This window comes from Austwickia chelonae NBRC 105200 (genome assembly GCF_000298175.1).
Classification (GTDB): Bacteria; Actinomycetota; Actinomycetes; order Actinomycetales; family Dermatophilaceae; genus Austwickia; species Austwickia chelonae.
Genome location: NZ_BAGZ01000021.1, coordinates 39215 through 58791 on the forward strand (window position 1 = coordinate 39215; position 19577 = coordinate 58791).

Annotated in this window: 18 protein-coding genes; 10 read left to right on the plus strand and 8 right to left on the minus strand. The window is 69.1% G+C overall.

Features of this window, described 5'->3' with window-relative positions; translation table 11 throughout:
• Positions 1 to 4: 4 nt before the first annotated feature.
• From kdpC to AUCHE_RS13965, 7 genes are all read left to right on the plus strand, one after another.
• Positions 5 to 589, plus strand: a complete 585-nt coding sequence (kdpC, locus tag AUCHE_RS13935; protein WP_006503965.1) for a potassium-transporting ATPase subunit KdpC — start codon at positions 5 to 7, stop codon at positions 587 to 589.
• A gap of 10 nt (positions 590 to 599) precedes the next feature.
• Positions 600 to 3212: a sensor histidine kinase gene (locus AUCHE_RS13940; RefSeq protein WP_006503966.1), complete on the plus strand. Its 2613-nt coding sequence runs from the start codon at positions 600 to 602 to the stop codon at positions 3210 to 3212.
• On the plus strand, positions 3209 to 3892 hold the full coding sequence (locus tag AUCHE_RS13945) for a response regulator transcription factor (protein ID WP_006503967.1): 684 nt from the start codon (positions 3209 to 3211) through the stop codon (positions 3890 to 3892). The genes AUCHE_RS13940 and AUCHE_RS13945 overlap by 4 nt, the downstream gene beginning before the upstream one ends.
• A gap of 49 nt (positions 3893 to 3941) precedes the next feature.
• The gene (locus tag AUCHE_RS15925; protein ID WP_006503968.1) at positions 3942 to 5258 is read left to right on the plus strand and encodes a sensor histidine kinase; all 1317 of its coding nucleotides are present in this window, start codon (positions 3942 to 3944) and stop codon (positions 5256 to 5258) included.
• A gap of 1 nt (position 5259) precedes the next feature.
• Positions 5260 to 5913, plus strand: coding sequence for a response regulator transcription factor (locus tag AUCHE_RS13955; RefSeq protein WP_006503969.1), 654 nt, complete (start codon positions 5260 to 5262; stop codon positions 5911 to 5913).
• A 112-nt stretch (positions 5914 to 6025) separates the two neighbouring features.
• Entirely contained in the window at positions 6026 to 7123 is a 1098-nt protein-coding gene (locus AUCHE_RS13960) for a DUF418 domain-containing protein (protein ID WP_143115210.1), read from the plus strand.
• 80 nt (positions 7124 to 7203) lie between these two features.
• Entirely contained in the window at positions 7204 to 8055 is an 852-nt protein-coding gene (locus AUCHE_RS13965; protein WP_006503971.1) for an alpha/beta fold hydrolase, read from the plus strand.
• 60 nt (positions 8056 to 8115) lie between these two features.
• On the opposite strand, the gene AUCHE_RS13970 is transcribed toward AUCHE_RS13965, so the two are convergent.
• The 6 genes from AUCHE_RS13970 to AUCHE_RS13995 form a co-directional block, all read right to left on the minus strand.
• A complete protein-coding gene (locus AUCHE_RS13970) occupies positions 8116 to 8991 on the minus strand; it encodes a class I SAM-dependent methyltransferase (protein WP_006503972.1) in 876 nt (291 codons plus the stop codon).
• Positions 8984 to 9346 carry a cupin domain-containing protein gene (locus AUCHE_RS13975; protein ID WP_006503973.1) on the minus strand — a complete coding sequence of 121 codons (363 nt, stop codon included), beginning with the start codon at positions 9344 to 9346 and terminating at the stop codon, positions 8984 to 8986. Before AUCHE_RS13975 ends, AUCHE_RS13970 begins: the two co-directional genes overlap by 8 nt.
• 149 nt (positions 9347 to 9495) lie before the next feature.
• The gene (locus tag AUCHE_RS13980; RefSeq protein ID WP_006503974.1) at positions 9496 to 9936 is read right to left on the minus strand and encodes a hypothetical protein; all 441 of its coding nucleotides are present in this window, start codon (positions 9934 to 9936) and stop codon (positions 9496 to 9498) included.
• 104 nt (positions 9937 to 10040) lie between these two features.
• Positions 10041 to 10943: a DMT family transporter gene (locus tag AUCHE_RS13985; protein WP_006503975.1), complete on the minus strand. Its 903-nt coding sequence runs from the start codon at positions 10941 to 10943 to the stop codon at positions 10041 to 10043.
• A gap of 458 nt (positions 10944 to 11401) precedes the next feature.
• Positions 11402 to 11617 (minus strand): hypothetical protein, encoded by a 216-nt coding sequence (locus AUCHE_RS13990; protein WP_006503976.1) that lies wholly within the window; start codon positions 11615 to 11617, stop codon positions 11402 to 11404.
• A gap of 359 nt (positions 11618 to 11976) precedes the next feature.
• Positions 11977 to 13005, minus strand: a complete 1029-nt coding sequence (locus AUCHE_RS13995) for a LacI family DNA-binding transcriptional regulator (protein WP_040322678.1) — start codon at positions 13003 to 13005, stop codon at positions 11977 to 11979.
• A 104-nt stretch (positions 13006 to 13109) separates the two neighbouring features.
• On the opposite strand from AUCHE_RS13995, the gene uriH reads away from it, so the two are divergent.
• From uriH to AUCHE_RS14010, 3 genes are all read left to right on the plus strand, one after another.
• Positions 13110 to 14054 (plus strand): uridine-preferring nucleoside hydrolase UriH, encoded by a 945-nt coding sequence (gene uriH / locus AUCHE_RS14000; protein ID WP_006503978.1) that lies wholly within the window; start codon positions 13110 to 13112, stop codon positions 14052 to 14054.
• A gap of 98 nt (positions 14055 to 14152) precedes the next feature.
• Positions 14153 to 16594 (plus strand): S-methyl thiohydantoin desulfurase domain-containing protein, encoded by a 2442-nt coding sequence (locus AUCHE_RS16390; RefSeq protein ID WP_006503979.1) that lies wholly within the window; start codon positions 14153 to 14155, stop codon positions 16592 to 16594.
• A gap of 379 nt (positions 16595 to 16973) precedes the next feature.
• Positions 16974 to 17297 (plus strand): GIY-YIG nuclease family protein, encoded by a 324-nt coding sequence (locus AUCHE_RS14010; RefSeq protein ID WP_040322679.1) that lies wholly within the window; start codon positions 16974 to 16976, stop codon positions 17295 to 17297.
• Here the strand turns inward: AUCHE_RS14010 and AUCHE_RS14015 are convergent.
• Together AUCHE_RS14015 and AUCHE_RS14025 are read right to left on the minus strand one after the other, a co-directional pair.
• On the minus strand, positions 17291 to 19012 hold the full coding sequence (locus AUCHE_RS14015) for a PH domain-containing protein (RefSeq protein WP_006503981.1): 1722 nt from the start codon (positions 19010 to 19012) through the stop codon (positions 17291 to 17293). The genes AUCHE_RS14010 and AUCHE_RS14015 overlap by 7 nt on opposite strands.
• Positions 19009 to 19536 (minus strand): PH domain-containing protein, encoded by a 528-nt coding sequence (locus AUCHE_RS14025; protein ID WP_006503982.1) that lies wholly within the window; start codon positions 19534 to 19536, stop codon positions 19009 to 19011. Before AUCHE_RS14025 ends, AUCHE_RS14015 begins: the two co-directional genes overlap by 4 nt.
• Positions 19537 to 19577 lie beyond the last annotated feature (41 nt).

Here is a 19577-nt window from a genome sequence, read left to right on the forward strand (position 1 = left end):
CGACATGCGTGGAATGTCACGACAGTGGGGTGCCGCGCTGCGGATGCTCCTGTGCTGCACAGTGCTCCTCGGGGTGGCCTATCCGCTGGCGATCACCGCCGTCGCCCGGACAGTGGTGCCCGACCGGGCGGACGGACAACAGGTCGTCCACCAGGGACGGGTCGTCGGCAGCGCACTGCTCGGCCAGGACAGCCCCGGCGCCGACTGGTTCCAGCCGCGACCCTCGCACCCGGGACGTTCCGGGGAGAACTCCGGCGGGAGCAACCTCTCACCGGTGTCGGACGAACACCGCGCGATCGTCCGACAGCGCGCCCAGGAACTCCGCCGGGACAACCCGGACGCCCCCGAGGAGATCCCCGCCGACGCGCTCACCGCGAGCGCCTCCGGTCTGGACCCGCAGATCAGCCCGGAGTATGCGCGTTGGCAGGCGCCTCGGGTCGCTGCGGCGCGCGGATTGCCGGTGGGTGTGGTGCGTGATCTGGTCGAGCAGCATGTGCGGGGGCGTTCTCTGGGTTTTCTCGGCCAGCCTCGGGTGAACGTCCTCGAACTGAACGTCGCTGTGGCGCAGGTGCCTCGGCATGTCGGGTGAGAATCGGAAGATGCGACGAGGGACCCTGAGGATCTATCTGGGCGCGGCGCCCGGAGTGGGGAAGACCGTGGCGATGCTCGGCGAAGGGCATCGACGGGCCGAGCGGGGCGCCGACGTCGTCGTCGGCTTCGTGGAGACCCACGACCGCGCCTACACGGCCAGGGCCGCATCAGGCCTGGAGACGATTCCCCGACGGGTCACGACCTACCGGGGAGTGGAGTTCACCGAGTTGGACACCGACGCCGTGCTCGCCAGATCCCCTCAGGTCGTCCTGGTCGACGAGCTCGCCCACAGCAATGTGCCCGGTTCGGCGCGTCGACGACGTTATGAGGACATCGAGGTCCTGTTGGCCGCCGGGATCGACGTGGTCTCCACGGTGAACATCCAGCACCTGGAGTCGCTGAACGACGCCGTCTTCGCGATCACCGGCGTCCGCCAACGGGAGACGGTGCCCGACGGGGTGGTCCGGGGCGCCGACCAGATCGAACTGGTCGACATGTCCCCGGAGTCCTTACGGCGGCGCATGGCCCACGGGAATGTGTACAAGGCGGAGAAGGTCGACGCCGCCCTGGCGAGCTATTTCCGGCCGGGAAATCTCGCCGCGCTCAGGGAACTGGCCCTGCTGTGGCTGGCCGACCGGGTCGACGAACGCTTGGAGAGCTACCGGGCCGACCACGAGATCCGTTCGTCCTGGCCGGCCAGGGAACGGGTCGTGGTCGCGGTGACCGCCGGACCGGAAGGCGAATCCGTCCTGCGTCGAGGGGCCCGGATCGCCTCCCGAGGTGCCGGCGGTGAACTGACCGCGGTCTACGTCCGGCGCAGCGACGGCCTGATCGGCTCGGAGACATCGACGGTCACCGCCCGGCACACCCTCACCCAGGAGCTCGGCGGACAGTTCCACACGGTCGCCGGCGACGACATCGCCGAAGCGATCCTGGCCTTCGCCCGGCGGGTGAACGCCAGCCAGATCGTCCTGGGCGCGAGCAGCCGCAGCCGGTGGGCCCGCCTGTTCTCCGAGGGCGTCGGGGATCAGGTCGTCGCCGGTTCCGGGGATATCGACGTGCACCTGGTCACTCACGCGCGGGTCGCCGCCGGTGGCGGCGCAGGTCGACGGAGCAGGGTCGGGTTGGGCCGGGCCCGGGTACGTCTGGGATGGGCGTCCGCACTGGCCGGCCCGGCCGCGCTGACCGGGATCCTCGTGGCGGCCCAGGGATACCACCAGCTGCCCCTGGACGTGATGTTGTACCTGGCTGTCGCGGTCGGCGTCGCTCTGCTGGGCGGACTCGGCCCGGCCCTGCTCTGCTCGGTGCTGGGCGCCCTGATGCTCAACTGGTTCTTCACCCCGCCCCTGCACACCTTCACCGTGGCCGAGCCGGTGAACATGATTCTGCTGGTGGTCTACCTGCTGGTGTCGGCGGCGGTGGCCTCGGTGGTGCACCACAGTGCCCGTCGGGCCGCAGAAGCGGCAGCCGCCCAACGTGAAGCCGCCGGGCTGACCCGGGTCACCCACGCCATGCTGTCCTCGACCGAACCCCTGCCGTTGCTCCTGCAGGAATGTCTGGACATCTTCGGGATGACCTCCGGCGCGGTGGTGCGCACCCCGGCAGGGCCCTCCGTCGAGGAAACCGGTCGGCCGCGTCTGCTGGCAGCCGTGGGCGGGTTCACCGTCGACGACGTGACCGGAGCGTCCGTCCGTGAACAGATCGACGACGAGACGACCCTGGTCCTGTCGGGGCGGGAACTACGCGCCCAGGACCAGTCCTTGGTGACCGCCTATGCCGCCAATGCCGCCGCGGTGCTGACCCGGCAGCGGCTACGGGCGGAGGAAGCCGCGGCGAGCTCCCTGGCCCAGGACAACCGCGCCCGGCAGGCCCTGCTCTCCGCCGTCTCGCACGACCTGCGCACCCCGCTGGCCGCGGTGAAGGCGGCGGTGTCGAGTCTGCGCAGCGACGAGGTCGTCTTCAGCGACGAGGACGAGGCGGAACTGTTGGCGGCCATCGAGGAGTCCACGGACCGGTTGGACGCACTGGTGGGGAACCTGCTCGACCTGTCCCGCCTGGAGACCGGGGCGATGCGCCCGCACCGGGTCGTCTTCGACGTCGTCGCCGCGGTACGGGCCACGACACAGGAGTCCTCCACGCCGGAACGGGTGTCCCTGTGGGAACAAGGGGAGTGCCTGGCCTACGCCGACCCCGGCCTGCTCGACCGGGTGGTGGCGAACCTGGTGGAGAATGCACTGCGCCATGCCCCGCGAGATTCCCAGGTGGTGGTTAACGTGGCCCGGGTCGGTGGACGCACCCAGGTGAGGGTGATCGACAACGGGCCGGGCGTGCCGCGCAGCGAATACGACCGGATCTTCCAACCCTTCCGCAGACAAGGGGACGTCCCCGCCGGCGACGGCGTCGGACTCGGGCTGGCCGTGGCCCGCGGGCTGGCCGAAAGCATGGACGCGTCGGTGACCGCCGACGACACCCCCGGAGGCGGGCTCACCATGACGGTCGACCTGCCCGGCGAACCCCTGCGAGTGGGGCCCGAACCCGAGGGCACAGGGCCCGCCGCCGGCTCCGCGGACGTCCCCGGCGAGGACGTCCCCGCCGGCGCGCCCGGACGGACACCACGATGACCCGCATCCTCGTCGTCGACGACGAACCGGCCATCGCCCGCACCCTGCGGATCAACCTGCGGGCCCGCGGGTACGAACCGCAGATCGTCGGGGACGGACGCAGCGCCATGCAGGCCATCGCGGAGGACCAACCCGACCTGGTGATCCTCGACCTGGGGCTCCCCGACCGCGACGGGATCGAGGTCCTGGCCTGGCTGCGCCGCCGCAGCACCGTCCCCGTGGTGGTGCTCTCCGCCCGCCACGAATCGGACGACAAGGTGGAAGCCCTCGACCTCGGCGCGGACGACTTCGTCACGAAACCCTTCGGGATGGACGAACTGATGGCTCGGATCAGGTCGGCGCTGCGCCGCGCCCACCCCGAGACCCTCGCCGGCCAACCTGCCTTCACCTGCGCGGACTTCGTCCTGGACTTCGCGGAACGTCGAGCAGCCGACGCGGCAGGAACCCCGATCCGGTTGACACCCACCGAGTGGCGGATCGTGGCCGTCCTGGCCCGCGAACCGGGCCACCTGGTGACACAGGCCGAACTGCTCGCCGAGGTCTGGGGGCCGACCTACCGACGCGAGTCGAACTATCTGCGGGTCTTCGCGAATCAGCTGCGCCGCAAGCTCGAACCGGAACCGTCGACCCCTGTGCACCTGATCACCGAACCCGGCCAGGGCTACCGACTCATGCCCTGAACATCCGGTTCGGGTAGAGCGTGCCGAAGCACCCCTACACTCGAGCCTTGTGAGGAAAGTCCTCTTCGCCGTCACCGCGATCCCCGCAGCCCAAGCTTTCCTGCTCACCCTGACCACCCACCACCAGATCACGACGATCCTGCTCGACCTGGCCGGCGCCTTCGCGGGGGCCATGCTCATCCGCCAGCTCTACGACCGGCCTGCGATGCGCCCGACCGACCGACCTGTCGTGGCCACCGTGGGCGGCATGGCGTTCGCGGTGGTGCTCACTGCTTTCCTGGGCGGGCTCGTGCGATGGCTGCCGACCACCGACTGGGTGGCGGTGGTGCTCACCGGCATGTTGTGCGCGCGGATCGACGGGCCGGGGGCGCCGCGGGCGCAGACGGCGGTCGCGGTGGCCTCCGGTGCGCTGTCGGTGGTCGCGGTGGCGATCGGTTTCTGGGGGGATTCTGCAGTTCTGCCCGCCGTGATGATGGTGGCCTTGTCCTCGGTGGTCGCGGCGGCGATCGGCCTGCAGGCGCGCAGTACGGCCTTGCGGGTGGAGATGGCCCGTCAGACGGCGTTGTCGCGGATGCGCCAGGAGATGGCCGGTGAACTGCACGACGTGGTGGCTCACGAGATCACGGGGATCGTGGTGTTGGCGCAGGCGGCGGGTGCGGGGTCGACCGGTGCGGACGCGCGCATGTTCGGGGCGATCGAGGCGGCCGGGTCGAGGGCGTTGACCGAGATCCGGGCGATGGTGGCGGCCTTGCGTGAACCCGGCGCGCCCGCTCTGAGCCCGGCACCGCAAGGACCGTCGGAATTCCACGAGTCGGTGGCGGCTTTCGCGGCGACGATGCGGGCGCGGGTGGAGGACCGGGTGGACGACGAGGCGGTGGCCGGATGTCCGGCGCCGGTGTTGTTGACCGCGCATCGGGTGGTGGTGGAGTCGTTGACGAATGTGCGCCGGCACGCGGCGGACACCCGGCGGGTGACGGTGGAGGTCCGCCGGGTGCGCGGGGGCGGGGGGAGGGCCGGTGAACTGCCCGGCGACATGGTGCAGGTGCGGGTCGCCGACGCGGGGAGCCGGTCGTCGAACGGTGAGGTGCGGGCCGAGGACCGGGCGGCGGGTGCCGGGGAGGGCAACGGGAGCGGCCTGTTGACCTTGGCGGAACGCTGCCGGGTGTTGGGGGGACGCTTCGAGGCGGGGGCGGACGGGAACGGGGGGTGGGTGGTCGTCGCCCAGTTGCCGCTGGGCGGGGTGGTGCCGGCTGACGGGTCGGCGCCGACGGGTGGTGCGGGGCCGTCCTCGGGGGCGGTTCCTGACGGTGAGATCCCGGAGTGGTGGCGCAGGCTGTCCGGTCCGGGCGGGAGCAGTGGGGTGTGATGTGACGATCCGTGTGGTGTTGGCCGACGACCAGGAGATGGTCCGGATCGGTTTCGGTCTGATCCTCGACCGGGCCGAGGGGGTCGAGGTGGTGGCGCAGTGCGCCGACGGTGTGGCGGCGGTGGAGGCGATCCGGCGTCTCCGTCCGGAGGTGGCCCTGTTGGACATCCGGATGCCGCGCCTGGACGGTTTGGAGGTGTGCCGTCTGGTGTCGGAGCGGACGGCGGTGGTGATGGTGACGACTTTCGAGGACACCGATTACGTGGATCGGGCGTTGGCGTACGGCGCGCAGGGTTTCCTGTTGAAGGACGCCGGTCCGGAGTTGTTGGTGGCGGCGGTCCGTTCGGCGGCGTCGGGGGAGTCGTTGATCTCGCCGAAGTTGTTGGTGCCTCTGTTGGAGCGGACCCGGGGTGCCGGGGTTCAGGCTCCGCCGGAGGTGGTGCAGGCGGTGGCGTCGCTCAGTGAGCGGGAGCGGGAGGTCGCCCGGCTGGTGGCGCGGGGTGCGACCAATGCGGAGATCCAGGCGGAGCTGGTCATTTCGTTGAGCACGGTGAAGACCCATCTGGGCAGCATCCAGGCGAAGTTGGGTGCGCGGAACCGGGTGGAGATCGCGGCGCGCATGTGGGAGTCGGGGGTGGCGATCCGGCCGATGTGACGGCGCGCTTCCGGGTGACGGCGCGCGGGTCGTCCGTTCGGCCGATGGGTGCCGCGCAGGATCGTTCCTTCGGCCGGAGCGCGCCGGGTTGTTCTCCGGCGACGCTGAGGACATGACAGCAATGCGTATGTCCGGCCGGGAAGTCACCGGTCCGGTGTCGGGGGACGACGTGGTCGGTGAGCGGGTGGTGACGCCGGCGGAGATGGCAGGTGCCGGTGGGCCGGTCCGCTCCGAGGACGGCGGGCGCGGGGCCCGCATGGCGTGGATGGACGTGCTGCGGGGGGTCGCCCTGTGCGGGATCATCTTCGTCAATGCCCGGGTGTTGATGTGGCGGGGCGCGGAGGAGATCGGGAACCTTCCGGTGCCTTTGCGTGATTTCCTGGCCCTGTGGGTGCAGGAACGGTTCTTTCCGCTCTTCTGCTGGTTGTTCGGGTTGGGTTTCGGGTTGATGTGGTTGAGCGCCCGGGCGAGGACGGCGCGGCCACGTCGGGCGTTGGTGCAGCGCATCGGCGTGCTGGGTGTTCTCGGGTGCGCGCATCAGTTCCTGCAGCCGGGTGAGGCTCTGCTCTTCTACGCCGTCACGGCGCTGGTCGTGCTGCTGCCCAGTACGTGGTGTCCGCGGTGGCTGGTGCTGGTCGCGGCTGCGGTGCTCGCGCCGGCGGGGGTCTTCTTCGGCGGGGCTGCTGCGATCCCCGGGCTCTTCCTGCTCGGTTTCGCGATGTCCTTGTACGGGGTGCCCCAGGTGTTGGAGCGTCGCCCGTGGATCGGCGGGTTGGTGTTCTTCGTGACCTTCCCGTTCGCGGTGACGATGGCGCGTTGGCAGCTGCTCGACCCGGTCAACGCCGGGTTTTCCACGGCGTCCCATGTCGCGGGCGGTCTGATGGCGGTGTGTTACGCCTCGGCGGTGATCGCGGCGATGGGTCTGCCGGTGGTGCGTCGGGTGTTGTCGGTGGTTTTCGCTCCGTTGGGGCGGATGGCGTTGACGAACTACCTCACGGCGAGTGTGTCGATCTTCGCCTTCGCGGCGTTGCTCGAGCCGTTGGGTCTGGCGGGCCGCGGCTCCGATGTCTGGTACGCCGCGATGTGGGCGTGTGCTGCCACGCTGGTGGTGCAGTGGGCGTGGAGTACGGCCTGGTTGTCCTGGCGGTCGCAGGGCCCGTTGGAGGAGCTGTGGCGTCGGTTGACGTGGGCGGGTGTCGCCCGGCGGTGAGCTGTGTCGGCGGCGGGCTTCCTGTCTCTTTTCCGGGGGTTCGTCGACCGGCCGCGCCCGGAACTTGGTTGAGTGTCCTCATGAGGCAGTTCACAAGGGACGGTTTGGTCTTCGATGTCAGGGACAGTGCCGGGGACGTGGACGGCACGGCGGGCGCGCCGGGTGCGGCTCGGACGGCGGTGCTCCTGCACGGTTTTCCTCAGGATTCTCACGCCTGGACGGGGGTGACGCCGCTTCTCGTCGAGGGAGGTTTCCGGGTGTTGGCTCCTGATCTGCGCGGTTATTCTCCGGGCGCTCGCCCGACTTCTCGTTCGGCCTATCGCCTGGAGGTGTTGGCCGAGGACGTGTTGGCGCTCCTGGATCAGGCGGGCGTGGATCGGGCTCACGTGGTCGGTCATGACTGGGGTGGGGCGTTGGCCTGGGAGTTGGCGACCAGGCATCCGGGTCGGGTGTCCCGGTTGACGGTGCTGTCCACGCCGCATCCGGCGGCGTTGGCGTGGGCGATGCGTCATTCCACGCAGGCGTTGCGGAGCTGGTACATGGCGGCGGTGCAGGTTCCGGTGATCCCGGAGCGGGTGTTGGCCGCGAGGGTGCGTCGGCGTGGCCTGTCGGGCTTCGGTCTGCCGGCGGAGCAGGAGCAGGCCTATCGTGCTCGTCTGCTCACCGAGGAGGGTTGGCGGGGCGGTCTGTCCTGGTATCGGGGCCGGTGGGCCCGTCCGGCTCCGGACGTGGCTCCGGTGTTGGGGCCGGTGCGGGTGCCGACGACCTATGTGTGGGGCCGACAGGATGCCTATTTGGGCCGGGCGGCGGCCTATCGGACGGCCCGGCATGTCGACGCCCCTTATCGTTTCGTGGAGTTGGACGCCGATCATTGGCTCCCGGAGAAGCATCCGCGGGAGGTGGCCTCCGCGGTGTTGTCCGATGTGCACTGAGGTGCGATTTTCGTGAGTGGTGTGTGGCCCGGTCCGGGTGGCCGGGCCACATCCTGTTGTTCATCGGGGTTTGCGGGCGACGACGGCGATGGCGCCGAGGCTGTCGGCGTGGGCGCGGAAGCTGGCTCGCATGGCTTGGACGCGTTCCCGGGCGGGTTTGTTGCGGGCCAGGTTGATCAGGAAACGGCTTGCGCCGAGGACGCCTTCGTCGGCGACGATCCGGCTGGGTTCGAGCAGCCGCATGGGTGCCTGTCCGGTCCAGGTGATCTCGAGGCCGTGGCGGGTGAGTAGTTCGTGCCAGCCTGCGACGGTCAACGGTCGGGCGCCGACCTTGATGGTGCGGGAGATCTCCTTGCTGACGGGGTCGCCGGGGCCGCTCGTCGGGGGGTCGGTGTCGGCGGGGATCTCTCGGAGGAGTTCGTGGACGGCGTATCGGCCGCCGGGGGCGAGCAGTCGGACGGCCTCGCTGACGATGGCGTCCTTCTCTTTTTCGTTCTGCATGGAGAGCATGGCTTCGCCGACGACGAGGTCGGCGCAGCCGTCGGGGAGTTCGCTGTGTGCGGCGTCGCTGATCTGGAGTCGTGCCCGGGGGTGGCGGTCGAGGATCTTGCGGAGCGCTTCCTGGCCTTGCGGGTTCGGGTCGACGGCTACGTAGGAGGCGGGTTTCGCGGCGAGCAGGATGGTGGCGGTCTTGCCGACGCCGGGTCCGAATTCGACGATGTGGTCGGTCGTCGTGGGTGCGGCGGCGTGGAGGAGCTGTCGGGTCAGGCCGAGTCCGCCGGGGCGGAGGACCTTCTTGCCGAGGTGGGCGAGGAGCCAGTGGCCCTGCATGTGTTTTTCGGCGGTGCCGGGGCGGGTGTTCTCCCCCGACCGTGTGATGCCGGTGCCGGTGCCGGTGTCGGTGGTGGGGTGGGCCGGTCCGGTTCGGTCACTCATCGGTGGCGGTCCTCGGCCGGTCGACGTCGACCATGGTCAGGGTGAGACGGCAGGGGGTTTCTGCGGTGAGGGCGTGGGGCGCGTCGGGGGCGAGGTAGATCATGTCGCCGCTGTCGAGCAGGTGTGTGGTGCCGTCGACGGTGAAGTGCATCCGGCCTGCGGTGAGATGGCAGACGACGGCGCGTGGCGTGCTGTGTTCGGTGAGTTCCTGTCCGGCGTCGAAGGTGAAGTTGACGACGCGGAGTTTTTCGTTGTCGAGGACGACCCGGGAGGTGGTCGAGGCGGTGACGACGGGGAGTGCGTCGGTCAGGCCGAGGTGGGTGGAGGACTGGGTGAGGGGTGAGGGTGCGGGCATGGCAGGTCTTTCGCCTCGGTGGGGTGGTGGGTGGTTCAGGGCATGGGTGGTCGGGTCGGTTCGGGCAGGTCGTCGAACCGCGCACCCATCTACTTAGGTATGCCTAAGTTACGCCTGTCGGGGGTGCCCACCGGCGTCGGCCCCGAGGATCAGCCGCCCTGTTCGCCGGACCGTCTGCGCGTCCACTGCCAACCGGGGAAACCGATGTCGACGAAGAGACACTGGATCAACCCGAACGGGAGGAGCGCCGCCAGCAGCACCACCCAGGAAGGCAGATTCGGGACGCTGGTCAGCAACCAGATCAGACCGAAGGACGGCGCCGCCGACCAGAGGTAGATCGGGGCGTACTCGGGCGGCTCCGAGAGCGGCCACATCTGGCCTTTACGGGCCCGACCGATCAACTGGAAGGTGACCAGGGTGTAGGAGGCCATCGGAAGGTAGACGGCGCCCGGATAGGACTTGCCCGACCGGTGCGACTGGATCCCCAACAGGGTCAGCATCACCGCGGCCACCAGGTACATCCAGAAGGCTGCTTTCAGGCAGGCGGCTTTGTTCTCGTGCTGCTGGTCGCTGAACTCGGCGTGGACCACCGGCCGACCTCCGTCACGGGATGTCTGCAGCCCCGGGCGTCGGCCAGCGGGGAGCTGACCTGCCCCTATCGGCTCAGGATAGCCGCTCGACCCGCGTCGGCCGTTCATCTCGACGCGAGCGTCACCGTTTCCGGCTGCGGGTCTTCCTGCTCGGCGGAGATCCGGCTGATCCCCACCACCCCGGAGAGCAGCAGGGCCAGACCGACGGCCTCGGCGAGCAGGTCCATCGGCCCGTAACGCAGCATCTCTCCGTAGACGACCACGCCCAGGAGCACCGCGAAGAGCGGGTCGAGTGCGGCGACGACCGGTTGGCTCTGCGCCAGGGGTGCGGCACTGTAGGCGATCTGCTGGCAGACCATCGCGGTCACCGCGCAGATCACCAGGCCCCACAGCTGCCAGGAGAGCAGCATCGCCATCAGGCCCTCCACGTCGAAGATGCGGGTGCTGGACTTGATGAAGCCGGCCATGGCCACGTACAGCACGGCGACGATGACCGCCAGCGCCCGCGCCCGGTACCGACCGGTGGAACGTCGGGCGATCTCCGCGCAACAGGCGCAGCCGATCATCGAGATCACGGCGAGGACGACCCCGGGTGTCGTCCGGCCGATCCCCTCTCCGCCGTGGGAACCGAAGGAGCCGGACGAGGCCAGGAAGATCACCAGCCCGGTGATCAGACACAGACCCCAGGCGATCTCGGTCTTACGGATGCGGATCCGGGAGACCCACCGGCTGAGGATCAAGGCGATCAGCAGGGAGGCGGTCAGGACCGGCTGGACCACCGAGATGTCGCCGTAGCGCAGCGCCAACACCTGGAGGACGATGCCGCCCACGTCGAAGACCAGCCCGAGCAGCCACAGCGGACTGGCGATCATCGTCGCCAGCAGTGGCGGCAACGCCTGGGCGAAACGGCTCTCCGGGGTAGGCCGTTGGGCGCTGGCGTGTTTGGCCACCGTGGAGCAGGCGGCCGAGGTCGCGGAGGCGAGCGAGAGCAGGAGGACGGTGATCACGGGCGTATGGAGGTCGACGTGAGGGGTCTGGTCGACAAGGTCGGGCTCGTTTCGGTGGGGTCTCGTCGCCCGCGGTGAGGCACGGACGGGAGGACCGGTCGGACATGACGGTCGGGCGGTCGTCAAGGACGACCGCCCGACCTTTTTCAGTGTAATGAGACCCCTGGATGTCACCTGGAGATGCCGGGGAATCGCTGTGTCCGTGTGTTTCTCGGGAAAAAGAACTCGCCCCACGCAGGAGTCGGGGGAGGATCTGCGAGGGGCGAGAGCATGCGGGAAGCCGAGGGTTCGCCGTTCTCGGAGGCACTTCGAGGAGGCGGGCTTCCCTGTTCGAAGTACATCGTGAGCTGCTTAAGGGAGCCTGGGGTGGTGCTGGGTTCTGACCGTGAGTCGGCCCTGTCGGCGCGCGGACCCGGCGCCGACAGGGCGCCGGGTCCGGTAGCGGGGCGTCGACCGGGTCAGGTCAGGCCGATCCTGCGCAGGGCGATGTCGCGGACGGCGCTCTCGGGGTCGCGGGCCAGGAGGTCGAGGGTCTCCTGGTCGGTGTTCGGGTGGGCGGCGACACGTAGCCGGACGGCGAGTCCGCCGCTGACCGCGAGTTCGGTGAGGCGTCGTGCGGGTGTGGCGGGACCCAGGGGCACCGCAGGGGCCGACATCAGCTCGACAAGGGTCATCAGACCTCTCCTTCCGTGGCGTCAGACCTGGCCGGTGGGCTTCACCGTCCGGGTCCTTCCGCGTGCCCGCCCCCCTGGCCGGCACGCGATCGTCCGGGCGTTCTGGACGCTCGTCCGACAGGGTGACCATAGCCACTGTCGCTGAGTTCCGCCGCGGTCATTAGCGAATTTCGTTGCTTAGTAGCTGTTTTCGTGCAGAGTTGAGATATCCGTCCCAGAGCTGGGCGATATACCGCAGACCCCTGTCGGCCTCGGACAGTCGTTCCAAAGAGAACCCGACCAACTTTTTCCCCCACAAGTCGGACGTTCAACTCCGGCAAGCAGCCCGCCACCCGGAACACCCCACCCCGAACCCCCGATCAGGAACCGCTGCTCGCCCGCACCACCAACCGCGCCGGCAACACCGGAACCTCCCCCGACTCACGCCCCTCCACCCGATCCAACAACAGACGCGCCGCCGCCTCACCCAAGCCCTGCCCCGGCAGACTCACACTCGTCAACGCCGGCGCACAGATCATCGATGTCGGCAGATCGTCGAAACCCGTCACCGCCAGATCCTCCGGAACCCGCACCCCCACCTCGGCCGCCGCCGCCAACACCCCGTAAGCGATCGTGTCATTCGCGACCACCACCGCCGAAGCACCCGCCGCGACCCACCGCGGAAGAGCCTGCCGCACCGCCGCCACCGACGACTCCATCTCCAGATCGACATGGAAGACCTCGTCCAACACCTGCACCCCCCGACGCAGACACGACCGACGGAACAACTCCTGACGCACGGTGAACGTCGCCGAACCGGTGAACGAATCCAGATAGGCCACCGTCCGATGCCCCCCAGCCCACAGATGATCGACCAACTGGTCGACACCCGGCCCCACATCGAAATTCACCACATCCACCGGCTCACCGCCCACCTCGGCACCGACCGGGACGCCAGGCGCATCCATCAACACCACCGGATACGGAAACTGACCCAGCGTCTCCACCAGACCACGCTCCGGCGCATAGGTGAGCAGACCCGCAGGCCGAATCGCCGCCACCCGCCGCAGATCATCCGCCGACGGCAACCCTCGCCGCTCCGGCACCGCCAACAACAACCGGTACCGCCCCACCAACACACTGCGGATCCCCGAGATCACCTGACCGAAAAACGGATTCCACAAATCAGGAGCGATCAGGACAATCAGGTCACTACGCCCACTCGCCAACGAACTCGCCGCATGATCGACCACATAACCCAACTCGTCGACCGCATCCCACACCTGCCGGACCTTCTCCGCGGAAACCCGACCGGCAGCCTTACCGTTCACCACCAAAGAAACGGTGGACACGCTCGTCCCCGCGCGCGCAGCCACCATCGCGGCACTGACGCGACGAGAGTTCGGCACCTCGCCAGATTAGCCCACCACATCAGACAAAACTGTCAAGCGGTTGACCGGCTCCGGCCCGGTGGCCCACGATGAGGGCCCGATCCGACGACGGAGCGAAGGACATGCCGGAGAAGATCATCCTCGACTGCGACCCCGGCCACGACGACGCCATCGCACTCCTCACCGCCCACGGACACCCCGCGATCGACCTGCTCGCCGTCACCACCGTCGCCGGCAACCAGAGCCTCGACAAGGTCACCCGGAACGCCCTGGCCGTCGCCCGCATCGCCGGGATCACCGACATCCCCTTCGCAGCCGGGGCCGACCGTCCGCTGCTGCGCGAACCCGAACACGCCCCCACCATCCACGGCGACACCGGCCTCGACGGACCCACGCTCCCCGAACCCCGGATCGTCCTCGACGAACGCCACGCCGCCGACCTGATCATCGACCTCGTCATGGCCCACGAACCGGGCACCATCACCCTGGTCCCCACCGGCGCCCTCACCAATATCGCCCTGGCCGCCCGCAAAGAACCCCGCATCGTCCGGCGCGTCAAGAAAGTCGTCCTCATGGGCGGTGGCGTGCACGTCGGCAACTGGAGCCCCGTCGCCGAGTACAACATCGTCGTCGACCCCGAAGCAGCCGCCATCGTCTTCGCCGCAGGATGGCCCGTCGTCATGGTCGGACTCGACGTCACCCACCAGGCCCTGGCCACCCCCGACATCCACGACCGGATCGTCGCCCTCGACACCGGGCCGGCCCGATTTACCGGCGAACTCCTCGACTTCTTCGGCCGCACCTACCGGGACGTCTTCGGATTCGACCACCCGCCCGTGCACGACCCGTGCGCGGTCGTCCACGTCATCGACCCCGACGTCGTCCGCGCCGTCCCCGCCCCGGTCGTCGTCGAGACCACCGGCACCCACACCCTGGGGATGACCGTCGTCGACCTGCGCGCGCCCGCCCCGCCGGGGTGTCCGACGCAGGTGGCCCTGGAACTCGACCGGGGGCATTTCTGGGAGATCGTCGAAGAAGCTCTGGAGCACCTCGGTGACCCGGTCTGAGCAGGCGGTCCGGGCGTGGACCGGACCCCCGGAGGGAACGAAATTCTTCCTCCCGCAACGGACCTCGCCCTAGACTGCGCCGAATGCGAGGTGGTCACATGTCCAAGTCGAAGGCTGTCGAATCGATCGCGCTGGCGCGTGTTCCCCCCGAACAGCGACAACACTGGTCCTCCGTGGCCGCGATCCAGGCCGGGTACCTGGTGTCCGTGTCCAGCCTCATCACCGGCGCCCAGTTGGCCCTGGGGCTGCCGCTCACCTACGTCGTCCTCGCCGGTGTCCTCGGGTACGCCGTCATCGTCGCCCTGGCCATCCCGCAAGGCATCCAAGGACGCGACCTGGGTGTCCCCTCCGTGGAGGTCGCCACATCAGCCTTCGGTGAGCAGGGCAGCCGGTGGATCGTCTCGACGATCCTCGCCGCGTCCACCGTCGGCTGGTTCGCGATCAACGCCCACATCTGCGGGGTCACCTTCGCCTCCCTGCTGACCACACATCTGGGCATCCCCGTGCCGACCACGGCTGCGGTCGTCGGCTGGGGGCTGGTCATGCTGTCGACGGCGGTCCTGGGTTTCCAAGGGTTGAAATATCTCAACATGGTCGGGGTGCCCCTGATGATCGGGGTCTGCACCTACAGCACCTATCTCGCGTTGTCCTCCCACGGGTTGGAACCCCTGCGCAGCTATGTGCCCACCGGTGACCGTTCGTTGGCCTCCGCGGTCGCCGTGGTCGTCGGCAGTTACGCCGTCGGCGCGGTCACCGCCGCCGACACGAACCGGTACCAGCGTTCCCGCCGCCATGTCGCGATGGCGACGACCGTGGGTATCCTCCCGGCCGGGGTGCTCGCCCTGTGTGCCGGTGCCGCTCTCGGCGTGATCGCGAAGACTCCCGATCTGGCGGGGATCTTCGTCAAACTCGGCATCCCCGTCCTGGGGGTCGTCGCCGTCGTCATGTCGACCTGGGCCGCGAACGCCGGGAACGCCTACTCGGCGGGGATCAACGCCGTGAAACTCTTCGGCCTGCCCGACAGTTTCCGTGCCGCGGCGACCATCGGCTGCGGAATCATCGGGATCGTCGCCGCCTGCTTCGACGTCCTGGGGCTCTTCCTCGTCATCATGGAAACCTTCGGTGTCGTGGTCACCCCGCTGTGCGGGGTCATGATCGCCGACTACTGGTTGCGTGGGCGCGGTTCACCTCAACGGTGGCGTGCCGTCCCCGGTTTCCGTATCCCCGGGATGATCGCCTGGGCGGTCGGGGTCGCCGTCGGACATTTCGTCACCTTCGGTGTGCCGATCCTCTTCGGGATGGTCGCAGCCGCCCTGACCGATCTCGCCCTGGGGCGGATCTGGCCGGCTCCGGCCGCGCCCGAACCTGCGCTCGACGGTGGTGGACGCCACCGGCGGGGCGGACAGACCGGGCCGATGCCGCGTCGGGAACCGGTGCGGGAGCTGGGCCCGGTCGAGATCACCGACCTCATCACCGGGGCCTGCGTGCTGGGCACCGGCGGTGGCGGTTCCCTGGCCGGTGGGCTCGAGATCGTCCGCCCGCATCTCGAGAGCGGTCGTCCGCTGCGGTTGGCCTCCTTGCAGGATCTGCCCGACGAGGAGTGGATCGCCTGTCCTTATGCGGCCGGGGCCGCGACCGGCGGGAAATCCGTCACCCCCGGTGGTGACACCAATGCGTTGGCCTCGTTCATCGCCTTGGAGGACTATCTGGGACTGCATTTCCACGGTGTGATCTCCACCGAGCTCGGCGCGGAGAACACGGCCGACGCCGTCCATGTCGCCGTCGAGCTGGGCATCGTCCTGGTCGACGCGGACCCGGCCGGTCGGTCGGTGCCCGAACTGCAGCATTCGACCTTCTCCATGTACGGCGTGCCCATCGCGCCGCTGGCGGTGGCCACCGCCCAGGGGGATATCGCCCTGCTCAGCCAGGTCGGCGGGGACACCCGGGCGGAGGCGCTGGTCCGGGCGATGGCCGTGGCCAGCGGCGACGAGATCGGCGTGGCCTCGCATCCGATCCGGGGTGCCGACCTGCGCGACGTGGTCATCCCCGGGGCGATCTCCAAGGCCCTGGCGATGGGGGAGGCGATGCGCCTGGCCCGGCTGTCCGGCCAGGACGTGGCGGAGGCCCTGGCTGCCGTGGGTGGGGGCGCGGTGCGTTTCCGTGGACGGGTGATCGACCTGGTCTGGCAGAACCAGGGCGGTTTCACGGTGGGACACGTCGAATTCGGCGGAGTCGGTGCCTATTCCGGTTCGCGCTACCAGATGTGGTTCAAGAACGAGTACCTGGTGTCCTCGCGGGACGGGATCGTCGATGTCACGGTGCCCGACCTGTTGTGCGTGGTGGAGGCCAGCGGTGAACCGGTGACGAATCCGCATTACGCGCCGGACCGGGAGTATGCGATCTTCGCCCTTCCGGCGCCCGAGCCGTGGAAGACCCCCGCCGGGGTCGAGTTGTTCGGTCCGCGGAGTTTCGGTTTCGACATCGACTACGTGCCTTTCGAGAAGGTCGTCCTCGACGAGGAACCCTTCGGGGTCCGCTGACCGGGGTCGTGGCGTCCAGGCCGGTGCCGACGGAACCTTCCCTACGGGTTCATCTTCCGATCGGTACTGGTCAGGAGGTTTGACGCTTTGGTCCGTTTCCTGGCGGGGCGTGCCGGGCCGACGACACGCCGGTCACCAGGAGTTCGCCCGTTCTGGGCGCGCGGCGATGTCCGCCGTGGCAGGCTGGCTGCGCAGCTGCCGGGGTGGGCCCCGACCGATCGTCCGTGGTGTGTGCCGTCCGACGGTGTACACCATCCGTCCGTCGCGCTTGCGGGGGGTGGCCGACAGCCCTGGAGACGAGCGGTTTAGCGTTGAGAAGGTTCTGCCGGCTGCGCCTGAGCGACGGGCGCTGTACGAGGAGGGGATCATGCCGGGGCATATGAATGAACACGCGTTCGAGGGCTTCAACCCCAGAGCCGGTGTCTACAGCATCAGCTGCCGACGCACGGGGAAGGCTTACGTCGGGTGCACCGACCATCTGGTGGGGGCGCTCGACAGTCACCGGGTGCAGTTGTCGAACAATCTGCATCCGAACCGGGCGATGCAGGCCGACTGGGATGCTCATGGCGCGGAGTCCTTCGACTTCGCGGTCCATGACGAGATCCCACCGGAGGACTGCGGGGACATGTTGTCCGGCGACCTGGAGGAGCTGCGCGACCTATGGGTCGACCAGCTCGGGTTGGACGAGGGACGCACCTACTGATCGCGTGTTCGGGCCCCGGCTGCGGCCGGGGCTTCGTCATGCCCGGGCGGCCCGTCCGTGTCGGACGACGATGTCCCAGCGGTCAGATAGGCCGCTGCCGTTCGCGGCGTGGCCGCTGCGATGATGCGCACCGCTTCCGCCCGGGGGACGTCCGTCACCTGGACGGACCCCATGCCGCTCGCCATCAGCGCGCTCAAGGTGACCAGTCCTTGACGGCGTTGGAACCAGCTCTCCGAGATCTGCCAGCCGATGATCGAGGGCACCCGCAGCACCGTCCGGTTGAAGGGCATCGTCCCTTCGTCGGCCACCAGATAGCCGGGGACGAGCGCATGGCCCAGCCGTCGGGCGCGCAACCAGGCCACCCACGACTGGAAGACCACCACGGCGGCCAGGACGCCGAACAGCCACGTCGGCCAACCCCACCGCCACCATCCCACGACCAGAACCGGGACGCCCAACGCCGGGAGCGACAACGCCCTGAACCATCGGCGTCGGGTCGCCGCCGGGCCGTGGCCGGTCACGGCGACCTCCAACGGCGTCGGATCGCCCAGTACGTCGACGAGGACCCGGCGTGACACGGTCAGCGGCGCCGGCGGCACCAGCATCGTCGTGCCCGACATGGCGTCCTCGATCTGCTTGCCGGGCACTGCGCCGCCGGTGACCAGCGCTTTCGCCCGCCCGCCGCGGGCCAAGGACAGCAGCATCGGCCGCTCCAGGACCACCCCGCGCATCCTCGATTCCTCGATGACCGTGGCCTGGGAGGTCGTCAACCCCCGGGTGATGTGCAGGCCGCCGTCCGGGGAGCGCACCAGCAGGTAGTTCCAGTGGGCGAAGACGTACAGGAGCATCGACAGCGCGACCGCCAGGACCAGCACGGCCGCCCCGCCGCCGACCCAGAGGGCCACCGGGTCGATCCGCAGTGTTCCCTCCCGGGCCGATTCCAGCCAGGGCGACAGGAAGCGTGCGAGCCTCTCCTCTTCCATCACCTTCTGCCCGAAGTAATAACCGGCGGCCAGCGCGCCGAATCCACTCAGGCTGAATGGGGCCAGCAGGATCCACTTCCGTTCGAGCCGGCACAACGTCGTGCCCTCCGGCGGGCTCGGTTCGGGGGCGACCACCGGATCATCGACGGCTTCCGCCTCCGTTTCCGCCTGGCCGATCGCTTTCTCCCGGCCGGCCAACAGCGTCAACCGCAGCTCCCGGGCGTGGGCCGTCTTCACGCCCTTCAAGGTCGTCGTCGCGGCGCCGCCCGTCCTGATGGACACGTCCGCGATGCCCAGGATCTGGTTGAGCAGGGGCGCGGTGACATCGATCGTGCGGATCCGTTCCAGGGGGACCGTCGCGATCTGCTTGTTCACGATCCCCTTTCGCAGCAGGAATTTCCCCTCGTGGATGCGATACCGGGTGAAGAAGATCGACAGGCCGCCCAGGCCGAGCAGGAGAAAGGGCAGGGCCAGCAGCAGCCACAGCATGGCTCCGCCCTTGGACCAGGCCAGGAACACCACGGGGAGGGCCGGGAAGAGCCAGTCCGTCACATTGCTGAGCGGCAGGAGAGCCATCCGCCGCATCGCGGGTCGCTTCCAGGGCGTGTCCTGCCCGTCTGCGACCGGGGCCTCCGGGGCGACCGCGGGTGCCTCGACTGCGGACGACCCGCCGACCGCGGCCTCGACCGCGGGCCGACGATGCACCTTCCCCTCGCGGACCTCACCACTCACGTGGCATCACCGGGATCCTGCGAGGTCACCACCGTCATCCGCTCCACCAGCTCCTCCACGACCTGCCGCTCCAGGCCGTCGATCTCCAAGGAACCGGTCAGACTCGCCGTGGTCACCGTGAAACTCCCCAGCCCGAACAGACGGTGGACCATCCCGTACTTGCTGTCGACCGTCTGGATACGGGTGATCGGCGCCACCCGGGAGGTCTGCGTCAACCACCCGGACCGGGTGTACACGGCGATGTCATCGGCCTCCCAACGATGCACCCGGTAGCGCCACTCCGGCATCACCGCCGCATGGGCCACCGCGCAGACCACCACCGCGATCAACGCAGGAAGCGTCCACCAGCGAACGTTCTCGAACAGCCAGACGGCTACCGCCCACGGGACGACCAGCATCAGCCAGGACAGGATCGCGCTCACCCGCCACATGTGCCGGGCCCGGGAGTGGGCACGATGCCGGGGAGGTCGCAGCTCGGAGTCCGCCGGTAGCGGATCGGCCACGATCGTCTGCTCGCTGCCCATGACGCCGCCTTCAATACCGTGAAATACGTAAGCTCGAGGCT